The 25,024-nt window shown below is 63.8% G+C and carries 36 protein-coding genes; 31 read left to right on the top strand and 5 right to left on the bottom strand.

The window, feature by feature from the left end; translation table 11 throughout:
• Nucleotides 1–176: 176 nt before the first annotated feature.
• From rpsJ to BUA05_RS10875, 31 genes are all read left to right on the top strand, one after another.
• The gene (gene rpsJ / locus BUA05_RS11025; RefSeq protein WP_017665146.1) at nucleotides 177–488 is read left to right on the top strand and encodes a 30S ribosomal protein S10; all 312 of its coding nucleotides are present in this window, start codon (nucleotides 177–179) and stop codon (nucleotides 486–488) included.
• Between the two features lie 263 nt (nucleotides 489–751).
• Complete coding sequence (gene rplC, locus BUA05_RS11020; protein ID WP_072675061.1) at nucleotides 752–1,561, top strand: 50S ribosomal protein L3; 810 nt, start codon at nucleotides 752–754, stop codon at nucleotides 1,559–1,561.
• Between the two features lie 3 nt (nucleotides 1,562–1,564).
• Complete coding sequence (rplD, locus tag BUA05_RS11015; RefSeq protein ID WP_072675060.1) at nucleotides 1,565–2,203, top strand: 50S ribosomal protein L4; 639 nt, start codon at nucleotides 1,565–1,567, stop codon at nucleotides 2,201–2,203.
• On the top strand, nucleotides 2,203–2,511 hold the full coding sequence (locus tag BUA05_RS11010; RefSeq protein ID WP_072675059.1) for a 50S ribosomal protein L23: 309 nt from the start codon (nucleotides 2,203–2,205) through the stop codon (nucleotides 2,509–2,511). Before rplD ends, BUA05_RS11010 begins: the two co-directional genes overlap by 1 nt.
• A 23-nt stretch (nucleotides 2,512–2,534) precedes the next feature.
• Nucleotides 2,535–3,371, top strand: a complete 837-nt coding sequence (rplB, locus tag BUA05_RS11005) for a 50S ribosomal protein L2 (protein ID WP_072675058.1) — start codon at nucleotides 2,535–2,537, stop codon at nucleotides 3,369–3,371.
• 6 nt (nucleotides 3,372–3,377) lie between these two features.
• Complete coding sequence (gene rpsS, locus BUA05_RS11000) at nucleotides 3,378–3,653, top strand: 30S ribosomal protein S19 (RefSeq protein ID WP_072675057.1); 276 nt, start codon at nucleotides 3,378–3,380, stop codon at nucleotides 3,651–3,653.
• Nucleotides 3,653–4,030 carry a 50S ribosomal protein L22 gene (rplV, locus tag BUA05_RS10995; RefSeq protein WP_072675056.1) on the top strand — a complete coding sequence of 126 codons (378 nt, stop codon included), beginning with the start codon at nucleotides 3,653–3,655 and terminating at the stop codon, nucleotides 4,028–4,030. Before rpsS ends, rplV begins: the two co-directional genes overlap by 1 nt.
• 3 nt (nucleotides 4,031–4,033) lie before the next feature.
• On the top strand, nucleotides 4,034–4,729 hold the full coding sequence (gene rpsC / locus BUA05_RS10990; protein ID WP_072675055.1) for a 30S ribosomal protein S3: 696 nt from the start codon (nucleotides 4,034–4,036) through the stop codon (nucleotides 4,727–4,729).
• A 12-nt stretch (nucleotides 4,730–4,741) separates the two neighbouring features.
• Nucleotides 4,742–5,176, top strand: coding sequence for a 50S ribosomal protein L16 (gene rplP / locus BUA05_RS10985; protein WP_036797012.1), 435 nt, complete (start codon nucleotides 4,742–4,744; stop codon nucleotides 5,174–5,176).
• A complete protein-coding gene (rpmC, locus tag BUA05_RS10980; protein WP_072675054.1) occupies nucleotides 5,176–5,388 on the top strand; it encodes a 50S ribosomal protein L29 in 213 nt (70 codons plus the stop codon). Before rplP ends, rpmC begins: the two co-directional genes overlap by 1 nt.
• 10 nt (nucleotides 5,389–5,398) lie before the next feature.
• Entirely contained in the window at nucleotides 5,399–5,689 is a 291-nt protein-coding gene (gene rpsQ / locus BUA05_RS10975) for a 30S ribosomal protein S17 (RefSeq protein WP_072675053.1), read from the top strand.
• A gap of 75 nt (nucleotides 5,690–5,764) precedes the next feature.
• On the top strand, nucleotides 5,765–6,133 hold the full coding sequence (gene rplN / locus BUA05_RS10970) for a 50S ribosomal protein L14 (protein WP_072675052.1): 369 nt from the start codon (nucleotides 5,765–5,767) through the stop codon (nucleotides 6,131–6,133).
• Nucleotides 6,133–6,453, top strand: coding sequence for a 50S ribosomal protein L24 (rplX, locus tag BUA05_RS10965; protein ID WP_036797004.1), 321 nt, complete (start codon nucleotides 6,133–6,135; stop codon nucleotides 6,451–6,453). The genes rplN and rplX overlap by 1 nt, the downstream gene beginning before the upstream one ends.
• Nucleotides 6,446–7,039, top strand: coding sequence for a 50S ribosomal protein L5 (gene rplE, locus BUA05_RS10960; protein ID WP_072675051.1), 594 nt, complete (start codon nucleotides 6,446–6,448; stop codon nucleotides 7,037–7,039). The genes rplX and rplE overlap by 8 nt, the downstream gene beginning before the upstream one ends.
• 42 nt (nucleotides 7,040–7,081) lie before the next feature.
• Nucleotides 7,082–7,387 carry a 30S ribosomal protein S14 gene (gene rpsN / locus BUA05_RS10955; protein ID WP_072675050.1) on the top strand — a complete coding sequence of 102 codons (306 nt, stop codon included), beginning with the start codon at nucleotides 7,082–7,084 and terminating at the stop codon, nucleotides 7,385–7,387.
• A gap of 11 nt (nucleotides 7,388–7,398) precedes the next feature.
• Nucleotides 7,399–7,794, top strand: a complete 396-nt coding sequence (rpsH, locus tag BUA05_RS10950) for a 30S ribosomal protein S8 (RefSeq protein WP_072675049.1) — start codon at nucleotides 7,399–7,401, stop codon at nucleotides 7,792–7,794.
• Nucleotides 7,794–8,327, top strand: coding sequence for a 50S ribosomal protein L6 (gene rplF / locus BUA05_RS10945; protein WP_072675048.1), 534 nt, complete (start codon nucleotides 7,794–7,796; stop codon nucleotides 8,325–8,327). The genes rpsH and rplF overlap by 1 nt, the downstream gene beginning before the upstream one ends.
• Before the next feature lies 1 nt (nucleotide 8,328).
• Nucleotides 8,329–8,673: a 50S ribosomal protein L18 gene (gene rplR, locus BUA05_RS10940; RefSeq protein WP_072675047.1), complete on the top strand. Its 345-nt coding sequence runs from the start codon at nucleotides 8,329–8,331 to the stop codon at nucleotides 8,671–8,673.
• Nucleotides 8,673–9,434, top strand: coding sequence for a 30S ribosomal protein S5 (gene rpsE, locus BUA05_RS10935; protein WP_086616560.1), 762 nt, complete (start codon nucleotides 8,673–8,675; stop codon nucleotides 9,432–9,434). The genes rplR and rpsE overlap by 1 nt, the downstream gene beginning before the upstream one ends.
• A gap of 6 nt (nucleotides 9,435–9,440) precedes the next feature.
• Nucleotides 9,441–9,617 (top strand): 50S ribosomal protein L30, encoded by a 177-nt coding sequence (gene rpmD / locus BUA05_RS10930; protein ID WP_072675046.1) that lies wholly within the window; start codon nucleotides 9,441–9,443, stop codon nucleotides 9,615–9,617.
• Nucleotides 9,618–9,691: 74 nt separating this feature from the next.
• Nucleotides 9,692–10,216, top strand: a complete 525-nt coding sequence (gene rplO, locus BUA05_RS10925; protein WP_072675045.1) for a 50S ribosomal protein L15 — start codon at nucleotides 9,692–9,694, stop codon at nucleotides 10,214–10,216.
• A gap of 188 nt (nucleotides 10,217–10,404) precedes the next feature.
• Nucleotides 10,405–11,769 carry a preprotein translocase subunit SecY gene (secY, locus tag BUA05_RS10920; protein ID WP_072675044.1) on the top strand — a complete coding sequence of 455 codons (1,365 nt, stop codon included), beginning with the start codon at nucleotides 10,405–10,407 and terminating at the stop codon, nucleotides 11,767–11,769.
• Nucleotides 11,770–11,872: 103 nt separating this feature from the next.
• Complete coding sequence (locus BUA05_RS10915) at nucleotides 11,873–12,520, top strand: adenylate kinase (RefSeq protein WP_072675080.1); 648 nt, start codon at nucleotides 11,873–11,875, stop codon at nucleotides 12,518–12,520.
• 66 nt (nucleotides 12,521–12,586) lie between these two features.
• Entirely contained in the window at nucleotides 12,587–13,318 is a 732-nt protein-coding gene (locus BUA05_RS10910) for an SRPBCC family protein (RefSeq protein ID WP_072675043.1), read from the top strand.
• Nucleotides 13,319–13,659: 341 nt separating this feature from the next.
• The gene (gene rpsM / locus BUA05_RS10905; RefSeq protein ID WP_072675042.1) at nucleotides 13,660–14,028 is read left to right on the top strand and encodes a 30S ribosomal protein S13; all 369 of its coding nucleotides are present in this window, start codon (nucleotides 13,660–13,662) and stop codon (nucleotides 14,026–14,028) included.
• 50 nt (nucleotides 14,029–14,078) lie between these two features.
• Nucleotides 14,079–14,468, top strand: a complete 390-nt coding sequence (gene rpsK, locus BUA05_RS10900) for a 30S ribosomal protein S11 (protein ID WP_068352863.1) — start codon at nucleotides 14,079–14,081, stop codon at nucleotides 14,466–14,468.
• Nucleotides 14,469–14,595: 127 nt separating this feature from the next.
• Nucleotides 14,596–15,651, top strand: coding sequence for a DNA-directed RNA polymerase subunit alpha (locus BUA05_RS10895; protein WP_072675041.1), 1,056 nt, complete (start codon nucleotides 14,596–14,598; stop codon nucleotides 15,649–15,651).
• Nucleotides 15,652–15,768: 117 nt separating this feature from the next.
• Complete coding sequence (rplQ, locus tag BUA05_RS10890; protein WP_072675040.1) at nucleotides 15,769–16,188, top strand: 50S ribosomal protein L17; 420 nt, start codon at nucleotides 15,769–15,771, stop codon at nucleotides 16,186–16,188.
• A 154-nt stretch (nucleotides 16,189–16,342) separates the two neighbouring features.
• Nucleotides 16,343–17,704: a serine hydrolase domain-containing protein gene (locus BUA05_RS10885; protein WP_072675039.1), complete on the top strand. Its 1,362-nt coding sequence runs from the start codon at nucleotides 16,343–16,345 to the stop codon at nucleotides 17,702–17,704.
• A 137-nt stretch (nucleotides 17,705–17,841) separates the two neighbouring features.
• Nucleotides 17,842–18,354, top strand: a complete 513-nt coding sequence (locus BUA05_RS10880; RefSeq protein ID WP_072675038.1) for a hypothetical protein — start codon at nucleotides 17,842–17,844, stop codon at nucleotides 18,352–18,354.
• A gap of 113 nt (nucleotides 18,355–18,467) precedes the next feature.
• Entirely contained in the window at nucleotides 18,468–19,391 is a 924-nt protein-coding gene (locus BUA05_RS10875) for a hypothetical protein (protein WP_072675037.1), read from the top strand.
• A gap of 96 nt (nucleotides 19,392–19,487) precedes the next feature.
• Here BUA05_RS10875 and BUA05_RS10870 read toward each other — a convergent pair whose 3' ends face one another.
• The 5 genes from BUA05_RS10870 to odhB all read right to left on the bottom strand — a co-directional run bounded on the left by BUA05_RS10870 (nucleotide 19,488) and on the right by odhB (nucleotide 25,024).
• The gene (locus tag BUA05_RS10870) at nucleotides 19,488–20,129 is read right to left on the bottom strand and encodes a trimeric intracellular cation channel family protein (protein WP_072675036.1); all 642 of its coding nucleotides are present in this window, start codon (nucleotides 20,127–20,129) and stop codon (nucleotides 19,488–19,490) included.
• Nucleotides 20,126–20,827 carry a PepSY domain-containing protein gene (locus tag BUA05_RS10865; protein WP_072675079.1) on the bottom strand — a complete coding sequence of 234 codons (702 nt, stop codon included), beginning with the start codon at nucleotides 20,825–20,827 and terminating at the stop codon, nucleotides 20,126–20,128. Before BUA05_RS10865 ends, BUA05_RS10870 begins: the two co-directional genes overlap by 4 nt.
• Before the next feature lie 24 nt (nucleotides 20,828–20,851).
• The gene (locus BUA05_RS10860; protein WP_072675035.1) at nucleotides 20,852–22,210 is read right to left on the bottom strand and encodes an amidase family protein; all 1,359 of its coding nucleotides are present in this window, start codon (nucleotides 22,208–22,210) and stop codon (nucleotides 20,852–20,854) included.
• Between the two features lie 55 nt (nucleotides 22,211–22,265).
• Nucleotides 22,266–23,669, bottom strand: coding sequence for a dihydrolipoyl dehydrogenase (gene lpdA / locus BUA05_RS10855; protein WP_072675034.1), 1,404 nt, complete (start codon nucleotides 23,667–23,669; stop codon nucleotides 22,266–22,268).
• A gap of 119 nt (nucleotides 23,670–23,788) precedes the next feature.
• The gene (odhB, locus tag BUA05_RS10850) at nucleotides 23,789–25,024 is read right to left on the bottom strand and encodes a 2-oxoglutarate dehydrogenase complex dihydrolipoyllysine-residue succinyltransferase (protein ID WP_072675033.1); all 1,236 of its coding nucleotides are present in this window, start codon (nucleotides 25,022–25,024) and stop codon (nucleotides 23,789–23,791) included.

Here is a 25,024-nt window from a genome sequence, read left to right as displayed (position 1 = left end):
GAATCTCGCACGCTCCGTATAGGCGCGCATCCGCAGACGAGATTCGTCCCGTCTGTCACGAGTTTTGAAGAAGGCCGCCCGCTCTCGGGAAACCGGATTGAGCGGGGCCGGCCTTTGTTTTTGGGAAATGCCGGGTCACCGGTTGCTCCTTGGCTCTTTCGCATCGGTAGTTGGACATGGAAGCTCAGAATATCCGTATTCGCCTCAAGGCGTTTGATCACCGCGTGCTCGACCAGGCAACTGGTGAGATCGCTGATACGGCCCGCCGCACTGGCGCTCTTATTCGTGGCCCCATTCCGCTGCCGACGCGTATCGAGAAGTTCACCGTGAACCGCGGCCCGCACGTCGACAAGAAGTCGCGCGAGCAGTTCGAGGTGCGCACCTACAAGCGGCTGCTCGATATCGTGCAGCCCAACGCCCAGACGGTCGATGCGCTGATGAAGCTCGATCTGGCTGCTGGCGTGAATGTTGAAATCAAGCTGGCGTAAGCCGGCCGAAATGCCCCTGCTTCGGTAGGGGCCTCTATCGTTGGGGCCATATATGCCCCGCCTGACGATAGGGTGGATACCGCCGGATAATTATCCGGGCTGCGTCCCCCGTCTCGCTCCAGCGACCAACCGGTCAGCAGGAGTACTCAGCCCGGACGGGGCGATGCATGACAATTCGGGCTGATGGGCTGCGGCACTTGTGCCGTGGTTCGCCAAGCACCCGTGGATGGTCCGCGGGTGCCTCTGTTGAGGAGTACAAGACGATGCGCACCGGCGTGATCGCAAAGAAAGTCGGGATGACCCGCCTCTTCCACGAGGACGGACGGCACGTGCCTGTCACCGTTCTGGCGTTGGAAGATTGCCAGGTGGTGTCGCACCGCACCGCTGACCGCGATGGCTATTTCGCGGTCCAGCTGGGCGCGGGCGAAGCCAAGCAGAAGAACGTTGCCAAGCCGCAGCGTGAACATTTCGCCAAGGCCGATGTCGGCCTGAAAAAGCGCGTTGCCGAATTCCGGGTCGAAGACGAATCCGGCCTCGTGCCGGTCGGTTCGACCATCAGCGCGGAACATTTCATCCCCGGACAGATGGTCGACATCACCGGCCACACGCAGGGCAAGGGCTTTGCTGGCGCCATGAAGCGCTGGGGCTTCGGCGGTATGCGTGCCACCCACGGCGTGTCGATCTCGCACCGTGCCCATGGTTCGACGGGTAACCGTCAGGATCCGGGCCGCGTGTTCAAGGGCAAGAAGATGGCCGGCCACATGGGCGACCGTCAGCGCACCCAGCAGAACCTCGAAATCGTTCGTACGGATGCCGAGCGTGGCCTGCTGTTCGTCAAGGGCTCGGTGCCCGGCGCGAAGAATGGCTGGCTGCTGGTTCGTGACGCGGTCAAGCTGCCGCTTCCCGAAGGCCTGCCGTTCCCCGGCGCGGTTCTGTCGAAGCATGCGCCTGTCGCTGAAGAGACCCCCTCGGTTGCCGAAACGGCCGCTGAAGACGTGGTCGCGGTTGAGGCTGTTGAAACCGGTGCTCCGGCCACCGATGAAAACGCCTCTAATGAAAATGGGGAAGGCTGAGCCATGAAGATTAAGGTTCAGAAAATCGACGGGAAGGCGTCGGGAGATATCGAGCTGTCGGATGACGTGTTCGCAATCGAACCGCGCGCCGATATCCTGCACCGGGTCGTGACCTGGCAGCTCGAAAATCGCCGCGGCACTGCCCGCCCGACGCGTGAGCGTTCGGACGTGGCCCGCACCGGCAAGAAGCACGGCAAGCAGAAGGGCGGCGGCACCGCTCGTCATGGCGACCGCGCAGCCCCGATCTTCATCGGCGGCGGCAAGGCCCATGGCGCACGCAAGCGCGAGTTCGAGCAGTCGCTCAACAAGAAGATCCGTGCGCTCGGTCTCAAGATGGCGCTGTCGAGCAAGGCCAAGGATGGTCTTGTGGTGATCGACAGCCTCGAACTGTCCGATGCCAAGACCAAGGTGCTCAAGGGCCACCTCGCCAAGGCCGGACTTTCGGGCAAGGTGCTGGTGATCGACGGTGAACAGGTCGATGCGGGCTTCAAGAAGGCTGCGGGGAACCTTCCGGGCATCAACGTGATGCCGGCGATGGGCGCCAACGTCTATGACATCCTCAACCACGATACGCTGGTGCTGACCAAGGCCGCTGTCGAAAAGCTGGAGGCGCGCTTCGCCCTCTCGGGAGGAGCAAACTGATGGCTAAGAAACAGACCGTCGATGCGCGTCACTATGACGTGATCATCGCGCCGCACATCACCGAAAAGTCGACGCTGGCGTCGGAAAACAACGCCGTGGTCTTCAAGGTCGCCAATGATGCGACCAAGCCGCAGATCAAGGAAGCGATCGAGGCGATCTACGACAAGAAGGTCGTCGCCGTGAACACCCTGATCATGAAGGGCAAGACCAAGCGCTGGAAGGGCAAGGCTTACACCCGCTCTGACGTGAAGAAGGCGATCGTCACCCTCGCCGAGGGTGAAATGATCGACATCACCAGCGGTATCTGAGGCCAAGGGACAGGAAACGAACAATGGCACTCAAGAATTACAAGCCGACCAGTCCCGCCCGGCGCGGTCTGATCCTGGTCGACAAGTCGGCCTTGTGGAAGGGCAAGCCGGTCAAGGCGCTTACCGAAGGCAAGCGCAAGACCGGTGGCCGCAACAACAAGGGCCATGTGACATCGCGCGGGATCGCCGGTGGTCACAAGCAGAAGTACCGCTTCATCGACTTCAAGCGTCGCAAGTGGGACATGCCGGCCACGGTCGAGCGTCTGGAATATGACCCCAACCGCACCGCCTTCATCGCGCTGGTGAAGTATGAGGACGGCGAGCAGGCCTATATCATCGCACCCCAGCGTCTGGCTGTGGGCGATCAGGTCGTCGCAGGCGAGAAGGTCGACACCAAGCCGGGCAACGCGATGCTGCTCGGCCAGATGCCGGTCGGCACGATCTGCCACAATGTCGAAATGAAGCCGGGCAAGGGCGGCCAGATCGCCCGTTCGGCCGGCACCTATGTGCAGGTCGTCGGCCGTGACCGGGCGATGGTGATCGTTCGCCTGAACTCGGGCGAGCAGCGTTACCTGCGCGCCGATTGCATGGGCACCGTGGGCGCTGTGTCGAACCCCGACAACGGCAACCAGAACTTTGCCAAGGCAGGCCGCACACGCTGGAAGGGCCGTCGCCCTCTGACGCGTGGTGTTGCGAAGAACCCGGTCGATCACCCGCACGGTGGTGGTGAAGGCCGGACCTCGGGCGGTCGCCATCCGGTGACTCCGTGGGGCAAGCCGACCAAGGGTGCCCGTACGCGCCATAACAAGCAGACGGACAAGATGATCATCCGTTCGCGTCACGCGAAGAAGAAGAGGTAAAAGACGATGGCACGTTCCGTCTGGAAAGGTCCGTTTGTCGAGCTGAGCCTGCTGAAGAAGGCAGAGGAAGCGCAGGAGGCGAGCAACACCAAGCCGATCAAGACCTGGTCGCGTCGCTCCACCATCCTGCCGCAGTTCGTCGGGCTGACCTTCAACGTCTATAATGGACGCAAGTTCATTCCCGTTTCGGTTTCGGAAGAAATGGTCGGCCACAAGCTCGGCGAATTTGCGCCCACGCGCACCTTCCCCGGCCATGCTGCCGACAAGAAGGGCAAGCGCTAATGGGCAAGGCAAAAGCACCCCGCCGCGTGGGCGATAACGAGGCGCTGGCCGTCGGCACCACGATCCGTGGTTCGGCGCAGAAGCTCAATCTCGTTGCGGCCCTGATCCGTGGCAAGAAGGCAGAAGAGGCGTTGAATATTCTCGCCTTTTCGAAGCGGGCAATGGCGCGCGATGCGAGCAAGGTGCTCGCTTCGGCAATCGCCAATGCCGAAAACAACCACAATCTCGATGTCGATGCGCTGGTCGTGGCGGAAGCCTCGGTCGGCAAGTCGGTGACGATGAAGCGGTTCCACACCCGCGGCCGCGGCAAGTCGACGCGGATCCTCAAGCCGTTCAGCCGGCTGCGGATTGTCGTGCGCGAAGCAGAAGAGGCGTAAACCATGGGCCAGAAGAGCAATCCGATCGGTCTGCGCCTGCAGATCAACCGCACCTGGGACAGTCGCTGGTACGCCGAAGGGCGTGACTATGCGCAGCTGCTCAAGGAAGACCTCGCGATCCGCAAGTACATCATGGAAAACCTGCCGCAGGCGGCGATTTCCAAGGTGGTGATCGAACGTCCGGCCAAGCTGTGCCGGGTTTCGATCTATGCCGCGCGTCCGGGCGTCATCATCGGCAAGAAGGGCGCAGACATCGAAAAGCTGCGTTCCAAGCTTGCGACCATGACCCCGAGCGAAGTGAAGCTGAACATCGTCGAGATCCGCAAGCCGGAAATCGACGCCAAGCTGGTCGCGCAGGGCATTGCCGATCAGCTGGTGCGCCGCGTGGCGTTCCGCCGCGCGATGAAGCGCGCCGTGCAATCGGCGCTGCGTCTGGGTGCCGAAGGTATCAAGATCGTGTGCGGTGGCCGTCTGGGCGGGGCGGAAATTGCCCGCGTCGAATGGTACCGCGAAGGTCGCGTGCCGCTTCACACGCTGCGTGCCAACATCGATTACGCCGATGCCGAGGCGCTGACTGCCTACGGGATCATCGGGATCAAGTGCTGGATCTTCAAGGGCGAGATCCTTGCGCATGATCCGACCGCACAGGACCGCCTGATGATGGAAGCGCAGACTTCCGGCGTCCGGCCGGCCCGCTAGAGGTAACAGACCATGTTGCAACCGAAAAAGCACAAGTTCCGCAAGGCCTTCAAGGGCCGGATCAAGGGCGAAGCCAAGGGTGGCACCACCCTCAACTTCGGTTCCTATGGCCTCAAGGCGCTGGAACCGGAGCGGATTACCGCCCGCCAGATCGAAGCCGCGCGTCGTGCGATCACCCGTCACATCCGCCGTCAGGGCCGGTTGTGGATCCGCGTGTTTCCCGATGTGCCGGTGTCGAAGAAGCCTGCCGAAGTCCGTCAGGGCAAGGGCAAGGGTTCGGTCGAATACTGGGCTGCGCGGGTCAAGCCGGGCCGCATCCTGTTCGAACTTGATGGCGTTGCCGGCCCGCTGGCCGCCGAAGCCTTCGAGCGTGCAGCGATGAAGCTGCCGATCAAGACCAAGGTTGTCGCCCGTCTGGGTGACACCAGCCACCTGGGAGGCGAATAATGGCCGATATCGCGGATCTTCGCACCAAGACCGATGATCAGCTTGCCGGCGAGCTCAACGAGCTCAAGCGCGAGCAGTATAATCTGCGGTTCCAGGCTGCGACCAACCAGCTCGAAGCCCCGTCGCGCATCCGTCAGGTGCGCCGGAGCATCGCGCAGATCAAGACGCTGCAATCCGAGCGCGCGGCCAAAGCCGCCGTTCAGAAGGCTTGAGGAGTAGACAATGCCGAAGCGCATCCTCGTCGGGACTGTCACCTCCGACAAGACTGACAAGACCGTGACCGTGAAGGTCGAACGCAAGGTGAAGCACCCGCTCTACGGGAAGATCATCCGGCGCTCGAAGAAGTATCACGCGCATGATGAGAACAACGAATTCACCGTGGGCGATGTCGTGCGGATCGAAGAGACCCGCCCGATTTCCAAGACCAAGACCTGGGCTGTCAAGGACCGGGTCGTCGCGGGCGGCACGCAGGCGGTCGAGGCTGATCTCGACGTCGCGGAAGCTGGCAACTGAATTAGGCGTAAACGGAACTACCGGGCCCCAGTCGTATTGGGCGTCCCGGAAAGCCAGTGAGAAGGAACCGGATCAATGATCCAGATGCAATCCAATCTCGACGTCGCGGACAACAGCGGCGCCAAGCGCGTCCAGTGCATCAAGGTGCTGGGCGGGTCGAAGCGTCGTACCGCGGGTGTCGGCGACGTGATCGTCGTCTCCATCAAGGAGGCGCAGCCGCGCGCGAAGGTCAAGAAGGGCGACGTTCACCGCGCAGTGATTGTGCGCACCCGCAAGGATGTGCGCCGCCCCGATGGCAGCGTGATCCGCTTCGACAGCAATGCCGCAGTGCTGGTCAACAAGAACGAGGAGCCGATCGGCACCCGTATCTTTGGCCCGGTGGTGCGCGAACTGCGCGGTCGCGGTTTCATGAAGATCATCAGCCTTGCACCGGAGGTGCTGTGATGGCTTCTGCAAAGATCAAGAAGGGTGACAGCGTCGTCGTGCTGTCGGGCAAGGACAAGGGGCGCACCGGTACGGTCGCCCAGGTCATTCCCAAGGACGGCAAGGTCGTTGTCGACGGTGTCAACATCGTCGCGCGTCACCGCAAGCCCAGCCAGACCAATCCGCAAGGTGGCATCGACCGGTTCCCGGCCCCGATGAACATTTCCAAGGTTGCGCTGGCCGATCCCAAGGATGGCAAGCCCACCCGCGTCCGGTTCGAAGTGAAGGACGGGAAGAAAGTGCGCGTCGCCGTGAAGAGTGGGGAGACCATCGATGGCTGATTATGCCCCCCGGATGAAGGCCCGTTACGAGGCCGAGATTGTCAAGGCGATGACCGAGAAGTTCGGTTACACCAATCGCCTTCAGGTGCCCCGGCTTGAGAAGATCACGCTCAACATGGGCGTCGGCGAAGCGAGCCAGGACAAGAAGAAGGTCCAGACCGCCGCCGAGGAAATGGCGCTGATCGCCGGCCAGAAGCCGGTCATCACCAAGGCCAAGAAGTCGATCGCCCAGTTCAAGCTGCGCGAAGGCATGCCGATCGGCTGCAAGGTTACCTTGCGCCGTGACCGCATGTACGAATTTCTCGATCGCCTGGTGACTGTCGCCATGCCACGCATCCGCGATTTCCGCGGGTTGAATGCGCGCTCGTTCGATGGTCGCGGCAATTACGCGATGGGGCTGAAGGAACAGATCGTGTTCCCGGAAATCAGCTACGACCGGATCGAGAAGGTGCGGGGGATGGACATCATTGTCACCACCACCGCCAAGTCCGACGAAGAGGCGCGCGAGTTGCTGCGTCTGTTCGGCTTCCCCTTCCAGGGCGAAGCCCCCAGTGCGAAAACGCCCGAGCAGCAGGAAGCGGCGTGAGCCGCTCCCTTGTAGAGACACGAAAGAAGAGAGCTTAAGTCCATGGCGAAACTGAGTTCGATCAACAAGAACGAACGCCGCAAGAAGCTCGTCAAGCAGTATGCTGCGAAGTACGAGAAGCTGAAGGCGGTTGCGAATGACACCTCGCTTGACGAGACCGAGCGTTTGGTCGCCCGGCTCAAGATGGCGGAACTGCCGCGCAATGCGAACCCGACCCGGGTGCGCAATCGCTGCGCCACCACCGGCCGCCCCCGCGGCTATTACCGCAAGTTCGGCATCAACCGGATCGAATTGCGCGAACTCGGCAACAGCGGGATGATTCCCGGTCTGACCAAGTCGAGCTGGTGAGGACAACATAGATGGCTATGACCGATCCCCTGGGTGACATGCTCACCCGCATCCGCAACGGCCAGCGTGCGAAGAAGGATTCTGTCCTGACTCCCGCCAGCAACCTGCGTGCCAGCGTGCTCGAAGTGCTTCAGCGTGAAGGCTACATCCGTGGCTATTCCGAGGACAATTCGGGCAAGCACAAGGCGCTGCGGATCGAACTGAAGTATTTCGAAGGCGAGCCCGCGATCAAGCACGTGGCCCGCGTTTCGAAGCCCGGCCGCCGGATCTATTCGGGCTCCAAGGAGCTTCCGACCGTCCGCAACGGCCTTGGCATCACCATCGTCTCGACGCCGCGCGGCGTGCTCTCGGATGGCGAGGCACGCACGCACAATGTCGGCGGCGAAGTGCTGGCGGAGGTGTTCTGATGAGCCGCATCGGCAAGAAGCCGGTGGCGATCCCTGGCGGGGTGACGGCCACCATCGACAATGGCACGCTGAGCGTGAAGGGTCCCAAGGGCACCCTGACGCTGGGCCTGTCGGACCTGATCGACTACAAGGTCGAAGAGGGCGAGATTTCGGTCAAGCCGGCCAATGACAGCAGGCAGGCGCGCTCCTTCTGGGGCATGCAGCGCACGCTGGTATCGAACCTCGTTGAAGGCGTGACGGCGGGTTTCACCAAGACGCTCGACATCAAGGGTGTCGGTTACCGTGCCAACGCGCAGGGCCGCAACCTCAAGCTGCAGCTTGGCTACAGCCATGATGTCGATCTCCCGGTGCCAGAAGGTCTCGAGGTGAAGACCCCGGATCAGACCACGATCGAAGTGTCGGGCATCGACAAGCAGGCCGTCGGCCAGTTCGCCGCCGAAATCCGCCGCTGGCGCAAGCCTGAACCCTACAAGGGCAAGGGTATCGCCTATCGCGGCGAGTACATCTTCCGCAAGGAAGGGAAGAAGAAGTAAGATGGCAAAGCTTTCCCTGTTCGAACGCCGTCGCCGCCGCGTCCGCACTGCGCTCCGCGCGCGTGCCGGCGGCAAGCCGCGGCTCTCGGTGCACCGCACCGGTCGTCACATCTATGCGCAGATCATCGACGATGCTGCCGGCCGCACCGTGGCCGCCGCTTCGACGCTGGGCGTCAGCAACAGCGGCGCGAATATCGTGGCTGCTGCCGAGGTCGGCAAGCAGATCGCCGAAGCCGCCAAGCAGGCGGGCGTGACCACGGTCGTGTTCGATCGCGGCGGGTTCCTGTTCCATGGCCGCGTCAAGGCGCTGGCCGATGCCGCCCGCGAAGGCGGGCTGGAGTTCTGATGATGGCTGACAACGCAAACACCGAGAACACCGAAACCCCGGCCGAGGTGCCCGCAGTGGCCACCACGCCTTCGGAAGCTGCCGAAACCCAGTCTCCGGCGCAGGCCGAAGATGGCGCTCCGCGTCAGGGCCGTGGTCGTGGCCGCGGCGGAAACCGCGAAGGCGGGGACCGTGGTCGGGGTCGCGGAGGCCGCGACAACAACCGTGGCAAGCGCGAAGAAGAAGATGACGGCATCATCGAAAAGCTGGTGCACATCAACCGCGTCTCCAAGACCGTGAAGGGCGGCAAGCGCTTCGGCTTTGCAGCGCTGGTCGTGGTTGGCGATGGCCAGGGCCGCGTCGGCTTTGGCCACGGCAAGGCGCGCGAAGTGCCGGAAGCCATCACCAAGGCAACCGCTGCCGCACGCAAGAAGATGATCCGCGTCCCGCTCAAGGAAGGCCGCACCCTGCACCATGACGGCAATGGCCGTTTCGGCGCGGGCAAGGTGACCTTGCGCACGGCGCCTCCGGGCACCGGCATCATCGCCGGTGGTCCGATGCGCGCTGTGTTTGAAAGCCTCGGCGTCGCCGACGTGGTGACCAAGTCGGTCGGCACGTCGAACCCCTATAACATGATCCGCGCCACCTTCGACGCGCTGACCGAGCAGACTTCGCCGAAGTCGGTCGCCCAGCGTCGCGGCAAGAAGGTTGCAGACCTGCTTGGTCGCGGCGGATCGAGTGCAGCCGAGGCGGAAGCCGACGCCGCTGCGATCGTGGAGTAACGACAGATGGCAACCATCAAGATCAAGCAGGTCGGTTCGCCGATCCGTCGTCCCGCCAGCCAGCGCCAGATCCTTATCGGTCTGGGCCTCAACAAGATGCACAAGATCGTCGAGCGTCAGGATACCCCTGAAGTGCGCGGCGCGATCGCCAAGATCCCGCATCTGGTGCAGGTGATCGACTAAGTATCCGGCGGGCCCCGCAGCGTCGGGGCCTTGCCATTTTCCAGCGCGACAAAAGCGAAAGCGAGTGCAGACACATGAAACTGAATGACATCCGCGACAATGCCGGCGCCCGCAAGGGCCGGATCCGCGTGGGCCGCGGTATCGGCTCGGGCAAGGGCAAGACCTCGGCACGCGGTCAGAAGGGCCAGAAGAGCCGTTCGGGCGTTGCCGTAAAGGGCTTTGAAGGCGGCCAGATGCCGCTTCACATGCGCCTGCCGAAGCGCGGCTTCAACAACCCCTTCGGCAAGGATTATGCCGAAGTGAATGTTGGCATGATCCAGAAGTTCATCGACGCCGGCAAGCTCGATGCCAAGGCCACCATCACCGAGGAAGCGCTGCGTGCGGCGGGTCTGGTGCGCGGCGGCAAGGATGGCGTGCGTCTGCTTGGCAAGGGTGATTTCACCGCCAAGGCGACCATCGCCGTGACCGGCGCGACCAAGGGCGCCATCGCGGTGGTCGAAAAGGCCGGCGGCAAGGTTGACGTGGCTCCGGCTCCGGTGCCCGAGCATGAGAAAAAGCTTGCCCGCCGCGAGGCCAATAAGGCAGCACGCGCGAAGTAATCGACAAAAGGCGATGCGCGGGGGTTCGACAAGAGCCCCCGCGCTTCCTATTTAAGCTCTCGCGCGCATTGGCTGGTTCTTTTCCGGAAGGGCCCAGTGGTTTCGATACGGCGTGCAAGGGATGTTCCGCGATGATGGTGCCATACAGGCACCGAGCCGGGACCAAGAGCTAGGATCGACGAGACGACATGGCATCACGCGCCGACAATATCGCGAGCAACCTCAACCTCGGCAATTTTGCCAAGGCGACCGAGCTGCGGCAGCGCATCTGGTTCACCATCGGGGCGCTGATCGTTTTCCGGTTCCTCAGCTTTGTCCCGCTGCCGGGCGTCAACCCGCTGATCCTCAGCGAGCTGTATGACCAGACCCGCGGCGGCATCCTCGACCTGTTCAACACCTTTTCGGGTGGCAGCCTTGAACGCATGAGCCTCATTGCGCTTGGCGTGATGCCCTATATCACCGCCTCGATCGTGGTGCAGATGGCCTCGGCGCTGCATCCCACGCTGTCTGCGCTGAAAAAGGAAGGCGCGTCGGGGCGGCAGAAGCTCAACCAGTACACCCGCTATGGCACGGTGTTCCTGTGCGCGATCCAGGGCTATTTCCTCGCCGTGGGCCTCGAAAGTTTCGGCGCGCAAAGCGGGCTGCAGGCGGTGGTCAACCCCGGCTACATGTTCCGCATTGTCGCGGTGATCAACCTTGTCGGGGGGACCATGTTCCTGCTGTGGCTGGGCGAGCAGATCACCAGCCGCGGGATCGGCAATGGCGTGTCGCTGATCATCATGGCCGGCATTGTCGCGCAGTTCCCGACCTTTGCCACCAACCTGTTCGAAGGTGGGCGCACCGGATCGATCGCACCGACCATCATCATCGGCTTCATTGCGATGGTGGTGATCCTGATCCTGCTGATCTCGTTCATGGAGCGCGCACAGCGCCGGTTGCTGATCCAGTATCCCAAGCGCGCGACCCAGCGCGGCATGATGCAGGCGGATCGTTCGCACCTGCCGCTCAAGATCAATACCGCAGGCGTGATCCCGCCGATCTTCGCCAGTTCGCTGCTGCTGCTGCCGCTGACGATTTCGCAATTCGCGGGCACCTCGGTCGATGGCGACAGCACCTTTGGCAACGCCATCGTCTCGCTCAACCAGTATCTCGCCCATGGCCAGCCAATCTACATGGCGCTTTATGCGATCGGGATCATCTTTTTCTGCTTCTTCTACACGGCGGTGGTGTTCAACCCCGAGGAGACGGCGGATAACCTCAAGAAGAACGGCGGGTTCATTCCCGGCATCCGGCCGGGCAAGCGGACCGCGGATTATCTTGAATATGTCCTCACCCGCATCACGGTGGTCGGCGCGATCTACCTGACGCTGGTCTGTGTCATTCCGGAATACATGATCGCCCAGACCGGCATTCCTTTGTTTCTGGGCGGCACCAGCCTGCTGATTGTTGTCAACGTCACGGTCGACACGATCAGCCAGGTCCAGTCGCACCTGCTCGCCCACCAATATGGCGATCTCATCAAGAAGGCGAAGCTCAAGGGCCGGATGCGCTGATATCAGACACAAGTCTGCTTGACGCGAGGCCGCGCTTGGTTGAACCCGCAAGTCTGAAAGCAAACCGTTGGCAACGACCGGCGGCGATAATGGGGGACGGTTCGTGAACATCATTCTTCTAGGCCCTCCCGGTGCCGGCAAGGGCACGCAGAGCGCCGGTCTGGTCGAACGCCATGGCATGCGCCAGCTTTCGACCGGCGACATGCTGCGTGCTGCGGTCAAGGCCGGGACCCCGGTCGGATTGAAGGCCAAGGAAGTGATGGAGCGGGGCGAGCTGGTCTCGGACGAAATCGTCTCCGATCTGATCGATGCCGAACTCGCCGCGATGGGGCCAGAGACCGGCGCGATCTTCGATGGCTATCCGCGCACTGCACCCCAGGCCGACGCGCTCGATGCGATCCTTGCCCGCAATGGCCGGTCGTTGGCTCATGTGATCGAGCTGGAAGTCGATGAGGATGCGCTGGTCGAACGCATCACCGGGCGGTTCTCCTGCGCCAAGTGCGGCGCGCTGTATCATGACACCGCCAACCCACCGTCCAATCCGGGCGTGTGCGATTCATGCGGCAGCACGGAATTCAAGCGCCGACCGGATGACAACGAGGAAACCGTGCGGATGCGGATGCAGGAATATCGCGCCAAGACCGCGCCGATCCTGCCGGGTTACGAAGCGCGCGGCATTGTCAGCCGGGTTGATGGCATGGCCGCGATCGATGCGGTGGCCGACGCGATCGACGCCATTTTGCGCAGCTGAGGCTCCGCTCTTTCACCCTTGCGGCGTTTGGCCTAGAGCACCTCTCATACAAGGGAGCTTGCCACGATGCCGAAAATCCGTCTGCCGATTGGCGCTGCGGCGCTTGCGCTGGTGAGCGGAGCACCGGCCGCTGCCGATGTCACCGGCAGTAGCGACAACGGCTTTGTCTCGCGTCACGAGGCGGTGGTTTCGGCCACACCCACAGAGGTGTGGCTCGCGCTGATCTCGCCGGCGGGCTGGTGGCGGGCGGAACACACCTGGTCGGGCGATGCGGCCAATCTCACGCTCACCCCGCAGGCTGGCGGGTGCTTTTGCGAAAAGATTCCCGAGGTTGACGAACCGGGTGGCTTCACCCTCGAAGGCAGTGTCGAGCATATGCGTGTGATCCAGGCCTCTCCCCAACGGGCGCTGCGGATGCAGGGCGCACTCGGCCCGCTCCAGAGCGAGCCTGTTACAGGCATCCTGACCATTGCCATCAGCGAGGCCCCGCAAGGCACCCGGATCGTGTGGGAGTATAATGTCGGCGGTTCGATGCGTTACGAGGTGCCGGTGATATCCAAGGCGGTGGACGGGGTGATGGGCGCGCAGCTTACCGCACTGGCCGGATTGCTTGGCCCGGTGGTGACCGCCACTAAAAGCGCGGCCCTGTTGGCCGACGATGCCAGCGCCGCCTTGCAGGTTGAACCGGATGCCGGCGAACCCGGTGCTGGCAAACCCGATGGTGGCAAACCTGAGGGTATCAGGGTACCATCGGTCGATGATGTGTTCGGCGACCTCGCGGATGAGGACAAGCCCTGAGCAGATCAGCCATCCGGACGGGGGATGACCGGCCATCGCTGCCTTGACCGCGGCGGCAGGGCTGGTTCAGCAAGAGAGACCCGTAATTATCCGGATCATCCGGCGTAGCGCGCGGCGGGCTGTTGACCCGGTCGCCGAATCATCCTATGCGCGCCGCTCATTCGACATGCTCGAACCAAGTTCGGCAGGCACAGCCTTTGCGCGTGCCGACCGGACTTTTGCCGTTTGCGTATCTGCCATCAGGTAGGCAGCCGCGGCAGCCGGGCAAGTCGGTGAATAAGCGTTGAGATAGGGGGGTGGGCTGTATGGTTTGCCAGACCCTGTGGAGCATGGAGAAATAAGTGGCTCGTATTGCCGGGGTCAATATCCCCACCAACAAGCGCGTGATCATCGCGCTCACCTATATTCACGGTATCGGTCGCACCACGGCTGTGAAGATCGCCGACAAGCTCGGCATTGCGCACAGCGCGCGTGTGCAGGACCTCACCGACGAGGAAGTGCTGCGGATCCGTGAAACGATCGATGCAGACCATACCGTCGAAGGCGATCTTCGTCGCGGCACCGCGATGAACATCAAGCGCCTGATGGATCTGCGTGCCTATCGCGGCCTTCGCCATCGTGCCGGTCTGCCCGTTCGCGGCCAGCGCACTCACACCAATGCCCGCACCCGCAAGGGCAAGGCCAAGCCCATCGCGGGCAAGAAGAAGTAAGCTGGCATCTGCCTGCTTTTTCCTTCTGACGAGCTAAAGGACATTTAACGATGGCACGCGAACCAGGCCGTATCCGGCGCCGTGACAAGAAGAACATCAGCAGCGGCGTTGCCCATATCAACGCCAGCTTCAACAACACCATGATCACCATCACCGATGCACAGGGCAATGCGATCAGCTGGTCCAGCGCCGGGATGATGGGGTTCAAGGGTAGCCGTAAGTCGACTCCCTATGCTGCGCAGGTTGCCGCCGATGATGCCGGCAAGAAGGCAGCCGAACATGGTGTGCGTACGCTCGAAGTCGAAGTGAAGGGCCCGGGTTCGGGTCGCGAAAGCGCGCTGCGCGGTCTTGCCGCCGTGGGCTTCAACATCACTTCGATCCGTGACGTGACGCCGATCCCGCACAACGGGGTTCGTCCGTCCAAGCGTCGCCGCGTCTGATCCGCCGGGATGGCGGCGGCAATCCTTGCCGTCGCTGCCCGAACGGGTCCGGTGCCGCGTCGCCTCGCAGAGCATCCGGCCCGCCCAGAATTTGAACCGCCCGCCAAGGGCGAATTAGGGGAAATCCATGTCCGTCAACACGAAGAACTGGCAGGAACTCAAGAAACCCAACACCCTCGAAATCAAGGATGGCGGCGATCGTCAGCGCAAGGTGACCTTTGTCGCCGAACCGCTTGAGCGCGGCTTTGGCCTGACTCTCGGCAACGCGCTGCGGCGGGTGCTGCTCTCCAGCCTGCAGGGCGCGGCGATCACCTCGATCAAGATCGAGAACGTGCTGCACGAATTCTCGTCGCTTGCCGGCGTGCGCGAAGACGTGACCGATATCGTCCTCAACGTGAAGCAGATCGCGCTCAAGATGGAAGGCGAAGGCCCCAAGCGGCTGCAGCTTTCGGCAACCGGGCCGGGCGAAGTCAAGGCCGGTGATATTGCCGTGACCGGCGATATCGAGGTCATGAACAAGGATCTGGTGATCTGCCAGCTCGATGAAGGCGCGACGCTCAACATGGAGCTGACCGCCGACACCGGAAAGGGTTACTCGCCCGCCGTCCAGAACCGCCCGGTCGATGCGCCGATCGGCCTTATTCCGGTCGACTCGCTCTATTCGCCTGTCCGTCAGGTGAGCTACAAGGTCGAGAATGCCCGCGTCGGGCAGGAGCTTGACTACGACAAGCTCAGCCTCACGGTCGAAACCGATGGCACCGTCACCCCCGAAGATGCCGTGGCCTATGCCGCGCGCATCCTGCAGGATCAGCTGACCCTGTTCGTCCACTTCGAGGACGGCATCCCGCAGCCGCAAAGCGCGATGATCGGCCATGCCGTGCAGCCGGAAGAAAGCGACGCCAACCAGCTTAACCGCTACCTCCTCAAGAAGGTCGACGAGCTGGAATTGTCGGTGCGTTCGGCCAACTGCCTCAAGAACGACAACATCATCTATATCGGCGATCTGGTCCAGAAGACCGAAGCCGAGATGCTGCGCACGCCGAATTTCGGTCGCAAGTCCTTGAACGAGATCAAGGAAGTGCTGTCCAGCATGGGCCTGCGTCTCGGCATGGATATTCCGGGCTGGCCGCCTGAGAACATCGAGGAAATGGCCAAGAAGCTTGAGCAGGAGCTTTTGGGCTAAGCGATCTGTAAGCCCCTGCGAAAGCAGGGGCTTACACTTTGGGCGAAGGTGGCGGCCCACAATGGCCACCGGCACTGGGCTACCTGACACGGGCCCTTTTCGAACGGAGTAAAGAATATGCGTCATGGTATTTCGGGCCGCAAGCTGGGCCGCAAGTCGGGTCACCGCACCGCCCTGTTCCGCAACATGGCCGCCGCGCTGATCAAGCACGAGCAGATCAAGACCACGCTGCCCAAGGCGAAGGAACTGCGCCCCTACATCGAAAAGCTGATCACGCTGGCCAAGCGCGGCGGCTTGTCGAACCGCCGTTTGGCGATGGCCCGTCTGGGCGACGAAGCGCAGCTGAAGAAGCTGTTTGAAGTTCTTGGTGAGCGTTATTCCGACCGCGAAGGCGGCTACACCCGCGTGCTGCGCGCCGGTGTTCGCGCTGGTGACGCCGTGCAGATGGCGATCATCGAGCTGGTCGACCGCGATGAAAGCGCCCGCGGTCAGGATTCCGGCCCGGTGCAGTCGGAAGACGAATACGAAGACGCGTAATTCAGTTGCGTGCGTTCCTGCGAAGGCAGGAACCCATGCGTTCCTGCTTTTGCAGGAGCGCAACAGGACAAGACAGGGCCGGGGCGGGAACGCTTCCGGCCCTTTCCTTTTGGCCCCTCTTTTCTTTTGATGCGCGCGCTTTAGGTTGCGCCCCATGATCCGCAACGCTCTTGCAGCTACCGCGCTGCTGCTCGCCGCCGCACCGGCCTTCTCCCAGACCCAGCAGGAGGCGCTCGACGCCCGCTACGACCGTGCGCTGGCGGCGGGATACAAGGCGCTGTTCCTGTGCAGCGCGATTGCCAATGCCGAGGCCAATGGCACCACCCGCACGCCCGAGAGTGTCGCGCAGTGGGAATTGGCAGGCATTCAGGCACCGCTTGATGAATTGGTGCGCGATCTGGCCTATGATGTCGTGCGTCACGACAACGGTACGGTGGAGCGCGTCTCCGTCTCATGGGCCGATGGAATGTTTCCGCGCTCCGCCATTCATCTCGACAACGACAAAGGCTGCGCGCTCAATCCCATTGGCGGCCCGCCTGAATTCTATGGTCGCCCGGCAAATCGGCCTTCGAGCCGAGAACGAGCCGTGGCGCGCGTGACTGCTCCGCCACAGGAGTTGGTGGAGACCTTCGAGGGCGCTTTTGAAGGCAGCTATGGAGCCAACGCTCGCACTACAGCGGTGCTGGTCCAGCGCGATGGCGGAATCGTGGGTGAACGCTACACCAATGGCTTTGACCCCGCGACCCCGCAACGCACATGGTCCGTTGCCAAGAGCATCGCCGCAACTCTGATCGGAGCGGCGGTGCAGCGGGGCGAGGCCGATGTGAACGCGTCGGCGGGACTTGGCTACACGCGAGGTGATCCCCGCCGCGCCATCACGATCGATCACCTCCTGCGGATGGCGTCCGGGCGATATTCCGATACGGCGGGAAACCGCACCGACCCGATCTATTGGGGCGGGGCAGGGGTTCGGGAGCGGGCCATCCATTGGCCGCTGATCAACGAGCCGGGTTCTACCTATCGCTACGCAAACAACGATACGCTCGCTGCAGTCCAGGCCATCATGCCTAGCCTCCAAGCCAACCCGCCGGCTGCATTATTCGCGAAGCTCGGTATGACGCACACTGTTGCCGAAGCAGACTGGCGCGGGCAATATATCCTGTCGAGCCAAGCGTGGACCACGGCGCGTGATCTGGTAAAGATGGGGCAGTTGCATCTGCAGGATGGCGTCTGGAACGGCACCCGCATCCTCCCCGAAGGATGGGTGGACTACGTCTCCACTCCCAGCGGCCCGCAGCCCGATGGGCCGTTCGGATATGGCGCGGGATTCTGGTTGATGAACAAGTCCGAAGGCGTGCCGTCCGATACCTTCGCCGCCTTCGGCAATCGCGGGCAATATGTCGTGATCGTCCCGTCCCGCAACGTGGTGATCGTGCGCCGGGGCGAAGATCCGGTCGGTGCCCGTTTCGATATCGCCGCCTTCACCCGCGATGTGCTGGCGGCGCTCGAAGGCTGAGTGCGTCCGTTCATCCCAGCAGCACTTTAGATTAACAAACCCTGTCATCGCAATTCAGCTTCGTCTCAGCGCGAATCGTCCATCTTGGCTTCAACACCGGGGCTATCCCGCCCCGGTGCCAAGCGAGGACAAGACCCATGACCACCTTCCCCACGAGACTGGCCCGAACCACGCTCGGCACCTTCGCGGCGGGCGCGCTGGCTTTCGCTTCGGCAACCCCGGCAATGGCTGATGACCGCCGCGATCGCGGCGGGATCGGCGCAGGCGAGATCATCGCCGGTACGGTGGTGATCGGCGGCATTGCGGCGCTGGCGGGCGCCTTTGATGGTGACCGCGGCCGCTGGGATCGCGGCGACCGGCGCGGCTGGCGCGGTGATGGTTTTCGCGGCGGATCGCGCGGCGCAGTACAGCGTTGCGTGCGCGCCGCCGAAAATCAGGCCCGGCGCTTTGGCGGCTACCGTTTTGCCGACGTGACCGACATCCGCGATGTTGACCGCACGCGCTCCGGCTTCCGGATCCGTGGCCGGATCCAGGTGGAAGGCCAGCGCGGCTTTCGCGGGCGTGATTTCGACCGCGGCCGGTTCACCTGCCGCCTTGATGGACGCGGCGCACCGCGGATCGATTTTGACGGCATCCGCGGCCTGCGGTAATCCTGCAGGCTCGCAAGGTTTCGGCGGTTCAGGCAGATGAAAGCCTGAACCGTCTAGTCTGTCAGGCATCAGGGCGTTTGGTGGGCGCTCGCTGTAGTAAGGAGGGAGCGTCAATGGCTCTTCATATTCCTGCGCTGGCACTCGCTGGCGCGCTTGCTTTGACCACCGTGCTTGCGCCTGCACCGGCGCGCGCTGCCGAATTGCCCGCCACGCCTGCATCTGCGGGCACCTATGCCGGGGTCTTTGATCACAGCCGTTTCGATCCTGCTGCCGACACTGCCGACTGGCGCTGCCGGGGCTGGCGCTGCCGTAGCTGGGGCCGCCGGGGCTGGGGCGGCGGATGGGGCGGCGGCTGGCGCCGCAACCGCATTGGCGGGGGAGATGTGCTGATTGGCGCGGCCATCATTGGCGGGGCAATTGCCATCGCCAATTCCAACAACCGCCGCCAGCGCGACCGCGATGTGGTGGTGGTGCGTGACGACAATCTGCGCGACCGCCGCGATGATGATCGCCGCTTCGATGATCGCCGGGTCGAACGGCGCAGCACTGGCGCCTCCGGGCTGGAAAGTGCCGTGGATCAGTGCCTGACCCGGATCGAGCGCGATGTGCGGGTCGACAGCGTCGATAATGTCGAGCGCACGGGACGTGGCTGGATGGTCAGCGGCGCGCTGTTCAACGGCTCGCCCTTCCAGTGCCGGATCGGCAATGACGGGCGGATCGACGGGGTCGATTTCAACGGCGGCTTTTCAGACAGCGGCCAGCGCGATGGCGATTGGCGCGGCGCGCCGGCGACCATCTATGCGGCCCGGGCTGACGGGCAGTGGAGCGATACGCGCTATGCCGATGCGCGGCTGGCGATGGGCGGCATGGCAGCCCCGCAGGCAGCCCCGCCCGAAAGCCTTGCCGCGCCCGAGAGCTTCGCCGCGGCGCGTCCGGCTCAGGCTCCGTTCGTGACGGATCGGATGCCGGCCTATCCCGGCGGGCCGATCCCCGGAGAGGCAATCCCCGACACGATCGATGGTGATATCGGCGGCTAGAACAGTTGATCCGGTGGCATCGGATCATCCGCTCCAGGTGTCTGGTTTGCCGCGTTTTCCGGGTCGCCGGGTGTTCCACCCGGCTTGAAAAGCGCTTTAGGTTTCCGGCTTGCCGCCATAGCTTGGCAGGCCCCATTCCCAGCGGATTGCGGCGGCGCGCAGGGCAAAGCCACAGGCAAAGCCTGCGCCCCACGCCCATTGCTTGTCGAAGCCCGCCAGCGGTGCGGCCAGCATCCCCGCCACTGTCAGCCCCGCAGTCAGCGCGGCGGGGGTGACGTAAAGTTCGGGGCTCATGATGATCGAAGGGCGGCCCGCCACCACATCGCGGATGATCCCGCCGACGCAGCCGGTAATCACCCCCATCAGCGCCGCCGGAATGGGCGGGACGCCATAGGCCAGCGCCTTGGCGCTGCCGAGCACGGCATAAGCCGCTAGCCCCGCGCCATCGGCATAGGCAAAGCCCTTGCCCTCCCACAGCCTGACCGGGGTGAACCACGCGATCAGCGCGGTGGCAAGGCAGACGGCGGCAACCCACGGATCGTCGATCCAGAACACTGGTGCGCGGATCAACAGGTCGCGCACCGTTCCGCCGCCGACACCCGTTACCAGCGCAAAGAAGGCCATCGTCACGAAGGTCTGCCGCAGCCGCGCCGCCAGCACCGCGCCTGACAGGGCGAAGACCGCAATGCCGGCAAGGTCGAGCCAGTCGAGGATCGGGGTGAGAACAGCCGGGGTCATGGCGCGGGCGGCCCGGCTGGCCGCGCACGGCGCCGGCGGAACATCAATACGCAGCCGATCAGCGCGCCGATCAGCGACAGCGCGGCGAAGCCGATCAGCAGCGGATGACTGGTATCCTCGCGTTCCGACAGGTCCATGATGTGCAGCCCCCAGGCGAAATCGAACCAGCGCCACCAGCGGGTGCGCACCGCCTCGATCTCGCCGGTATCGCGCCCGACATAGATGTGGGTGCCATCCTCCAGCACGACCTGCCATGCCGCCAGCGGTCGGCGGAAATCGAAAGGGGCATCCTCAGCCGCAAACAGCGTCAGCTTGCGCACATTCTCGCCGCCGGTGATGCGGGAAGCCACGATTGCGCGCGCGGCGGCGGCATCAAGCGGGGGGAGGGGCGTGCCGCTGGCAAAATCCACCCGTCGCACGCTGCCGTCCAGCCCGGTAAGGATCGCCACGGCACGGCCCTGTTGCATGGTGACTCGCATGTCCCTGAGGCCCGCGTCAGGCGCGGCGAGTGTGCTGCCCTCGATCACCAGCGGCTGTGCTGGCGTCTGGCTGCGCAGATGGTCGCCCCGCACCTCCTCGATCGGGCGCAAGGTCATGAACAGGCCGGTGGCGAGCCATGCCGCGATCGGCACGCCCACCAGCCAGCCAAGCCAGATGTGCCATCGGGCAAGCGTGAGCATGAACGGTTTGCGGGCCATGTTCCGCGCCATGGCGAAGCCGGGTCAGCGGTGCAAGATGTTCCCGATCGCCTCTGCCGCCGCGATGCAATCCAGATCGGCCAGACGCGGGCCGATCACCTGCATTCCGCACGGCAGGGTGCTGCCAAGATAGGTGCCGCTGCCAATCGGCAGGACCGTGGCGGGCAGGTTCGGGAAGGTCGCGATCCCGGCCCAGGCCAGCGCATTGCCGCCCGGTTCCTCCACGCCGTTGATGGTGATCGTGCCGCGGAACACTGCCTTGTCGCTGTGCGGCACGGCCAGCACCGGGGCGGGCGGGGCGAGCACGAAGTCGTAGGTTTCGAACAATGCGTCCCACTGGGCGATGGCTGCGGCCTGCGCGTCGAGCAGGTCGAACCAGTCGGTCGCCGAAGCGCGCTTGCCATCGGGGGCAGGGGCACCGCGCGCCATGACGATGTTCATCATCTTGAGATAGTGGCGATATTGCTGCGCTGTGTCAGGCAGCAGGTCGCTCGCCCGGTCGATGGCGATGCCCGCGCGGGCAAGGGTTGCAAGCGCGGCTTCGGTTGGCTCCATCACGCTGGCATCGACCGGTGCGCCGTGCAATTGCGTGATCGCCAGCAAGCGGCAGTCCTTCAGCGGCTTTGCATGGCGGCGAAGCGGCACATCTGCGCCGATCTCGGTCAGCACGGCCAGATCGGCGGCATTGCGCGCCAGCGGCCCGGCGATGCTGAGCGGGCTGTCATGCGCGGCGATGAAGCCCTTCGCGCGCGACATGGCGGGGTGATCATGCCCCCGCTTGGAGATCAGGCCATGCGACGTCTTGTGCCCCCACACGCCGCAGAAATGCGCCGGCACGCGCACCGATCCGCCGATGTCGGTGCCGTAGTCGCAGGCCACCATCCCGCTTGCCACGGCGGCCGCGCTGCCGCCCGACGATCCACCGGGCGAACGCGCGGGATCATGCGGGTTTGACGTGCGGCCATAGACCGGATTGAAACTCTGCCAGTCGGTGAGGTCCACCGGCACGTTGGTCTTGCCGATGATCACCGCGCCCGCCGCCTTCAGGCGCCGAACCAGCAGCGCGTCGCGCGGGGCGAGAGTGTCGCGATAGGCAGCGTGGCCGAAAGTGGTCGGCAGGCCCGCAACGTCAAAGCTTTCCTTGATCGTCATCGGCACGCCGAACAAGGGCTGGTCGCGGCCGGGGCCAGCGGTGTCCATCGCCTTGGCGGTCTCATAAGCCCGCTCGAAATCGGGAACGGCGAGCGCATCGACGCTGGAATCGAGCTGCTCGATCCGAACGATCGCCGCATCGACCGTTTGGGCAACGCTGCGCCGCCCTTCGCGAATCGCCGCCGCAGTGGCGAGCGCGCCGGGTTTGTCGGTCAGTTGCGGATAGGCCATGTGTGATTTCCCCTCTCGGCTGTGCGCTTTAGGCAAAGCCGGGAGAGGGGGCAATTCACATATGGATCGGCTTGCCCGTCACCGCCATGGCCGCTTCCTTCAGCGCTTCGGCGTGGGTGGGGTGGGCGTGGCAGGTGTAGGCGATGTCTTCGGACGTCGCGCCGAATTCCATCGCCACGCAAGCTTCGGCGATCATCGTGCCTGCAAGGCTGGCGATGATCCACACGCCCAGCACGCGGTCGGTTTCTGCGTCAGCAATGACTTTGACGAAACCGTCGGTGTCGCGGTTGGCCTTGGCGCGGCTGTTGGCCATCATCGGGAACTTGCCGATCTTCACGGCAAGCCCGCGTTCCTTGGCCTGTTCCTCGGTGATGCCGACACCGGCGATTTCGGGCGCGGTGTAGACGACGTTGGGGATCACATCATGGTTCACGATACCGGTCTGCCCGGCGATATTTTCGGCCACCGCGATGCCTTCATCCTCGGCCTTGTGCGCGAGCATCGGGCCGGGGACGACGTCGCCAATGCCCCAGATATTGGGCACGGCGGTGCGGAAATCATGCTCGATCTCGACCTGCCCGCGCGCGTTGACGCTAAGCCCCGCCTTGTCCAGCGCCAGCCCTTCGGTGTTGGGGCGGCGACCGATGGCGACCAGCACGTGGCTGGCGTCGAGCGTCTGTTCGTCCCCGCCTGCGGCTTTCTCGATCGTCAGGGTGACTTTCTTGCCATCCACTTTCGCGCCGGTGACCTTGTGGCCGAGCATCATATTCATGCCCTGCTTCTTGAAGATCTTGCCCGCTTCCTTGCGCACATCGCCATCGAGGCCGGGGAGCAATTGATCGAGGAATTCGACCACGGTGACCTTCGCGCCGAGACGCCGCCACACCGAGCCGAGTTCCAGCCCGATCACCCCGCCGCCGATCACCACGAGATGTTCGGGCACTTCGTCGAGGTCGAGCGCGCCGGTCGAGTCCACGATCCGTTTGCCTGCATTATCGACGGTGACACCGGGGAGCGGGGTGACGCTCGACCCGGTGGCGATCACGATGTCCTTGGCGGTGACGGTGTCATCGCCGACCTTGACCGTGTGCGCGTCTTCGAAAGCCGCATGGCCTTTCAGCCAGGTGACCTTGTTTTTCTTGAACAGGAATTCGATCCCGCCGGTCAGCTCGCCCACAGCCTTGGTCTTTTCGGCCATCATCTTGGCCAGATCGAGCATCGGGGTGGCGGTGATGCCCCAGGTGGCGAAGTGGCCGTTCTGCGCTTCGTCGAACAGTTCCGAACCGTGCAGCAGCGCCTTGGATGGAATGCACCCGACATTGAGACAGGTGCCGCCGAGCGTGGCGCGGCTCTCGACGCAGGCGGTCTTCAGCCCGAGCTGCGCCGCACGGATCGCCGCGACATAGCCGCCGGGGCCTGCACCGATGATGAGGACGTCGTAATCGTAATTCTCAGCCATTTTTCTTCTCCGTCATCCCGGCGAAGGCCGGGATCCAGGGCCTCCGGGGACAGGATGTGCCGCTCTGGGCCCCGGCCCCAAGGTTCTTTGGCGCCGGGGTGACGAGCACTTGCGTAAACTTACAAATCAATCAGCATCCGAGTGGGATCCTCGATCGCGTCCTTGATGATCTTGAGCGCGGTCACCGCCTCGCGTCCGTCGATCAGGCGGTGGTCGTAGGACAGGGCGAGATACATCATCGGGCGGATCACGATCTCGCCGTTGCGCACAACCGGGCGATCCTCGATGCGGTGGAGGCCCAGCACCGCGCTTTGCGGCGGGTTGATGATCGGTGTCGACATCAGCGAGCCGAACACGCCGCCGTTGGAGATGGTGAAGGTGCCGCCGGTCATGTCTTCCATCTTGAGCGTGCCTTCCTTGGCGCGCTTGCCGAAATCGGCGATGTCCTGTTCGATCCGGGCAAAGCCCTTCTTGTCCGCATCGCGGATGACGGGGACGACGAGGCCGTTGGGCGCAGACACCGCGACCGAGATATCGACGTAATCGTGATAGATGATCTCATCGCCTTCGATGTAGGCGTTGACGCTCGGCACGTCCTTCAGTGCGAGGCAGGCAGCCTTGGCGAAGAAGCCCATGAAGCCGAGGCGGATGTCGTGCTTCTTTGCGAACAGGTCCTTGTACTTGTCGCGCGCTTCCATGACCTCAGTCATGTCGCAATCATTGAAGGTGGTGAGCAGGGCGGCATTGTCCTGCGCAGACTTCAAACGCTTGGCAATGGTCTGGCGCATGCGGGTCATCTTGACGCGCTCTTCGCCGCGCGCGCCGCTGGCCTGTGCGGGGGCTGCGGTGGGCGCGGGGGCCGGAGTGGGTGCCGGGGTCGCGGGGCCTTTCGCCCGGGCTTCGGCGGCGGCGAGCACATCTTCCTTGGTCAGGCGGCCATCCTTGCCGGTGCCCTTGATGGTGGACGGATCGACCCCGTGTTCCAGCACCGCGCGGCGCACCGCGGGCGACATGGTCTGCGCAGCGGCGAGCAGCTCCTCGGTCGCGGCAGGTGCGGCAGGCGGCGCGCTGTCGGCCTTGGCGGCAGCGGGGGCGGGCGAGGACGCAGACGCCGTCGCGCCTTCCTCGATCACGGCGATCACCGCGCCGACCTCGACATTATCGCCCACCGCGACGCGATGTTCGGACATGACGCCAGCGACGGGCGATGGCACGTCAACCGCGACCTTGTCGGTTTCGAGGCTGCAAATCGGCTCGTCTGCGGCGACCGCATCGCCGGGCTGCTTGAGCCATTCGGCGATGGTGCCTTCGGTAACGGATTCGCCCAGAGCGGGGACTGTGATTTCGGTGGCCAT

Source organism: Erythrobacter sanguineus (genome assembly GCF_900143235.1).
GTDB classification, from domain to species: Bacteria; Pseudomonadota; Alphaproteobacteria; order Sphingomonadales; family Sphingomonadaceae; genus Erythrobacter; species Erythrobacter sanguineus.
The sequence above is the reverse complement of the archived record's forward strand: the minus strand, read 5'-3'. Positions and strand labels throughout refer to the sequence as shown.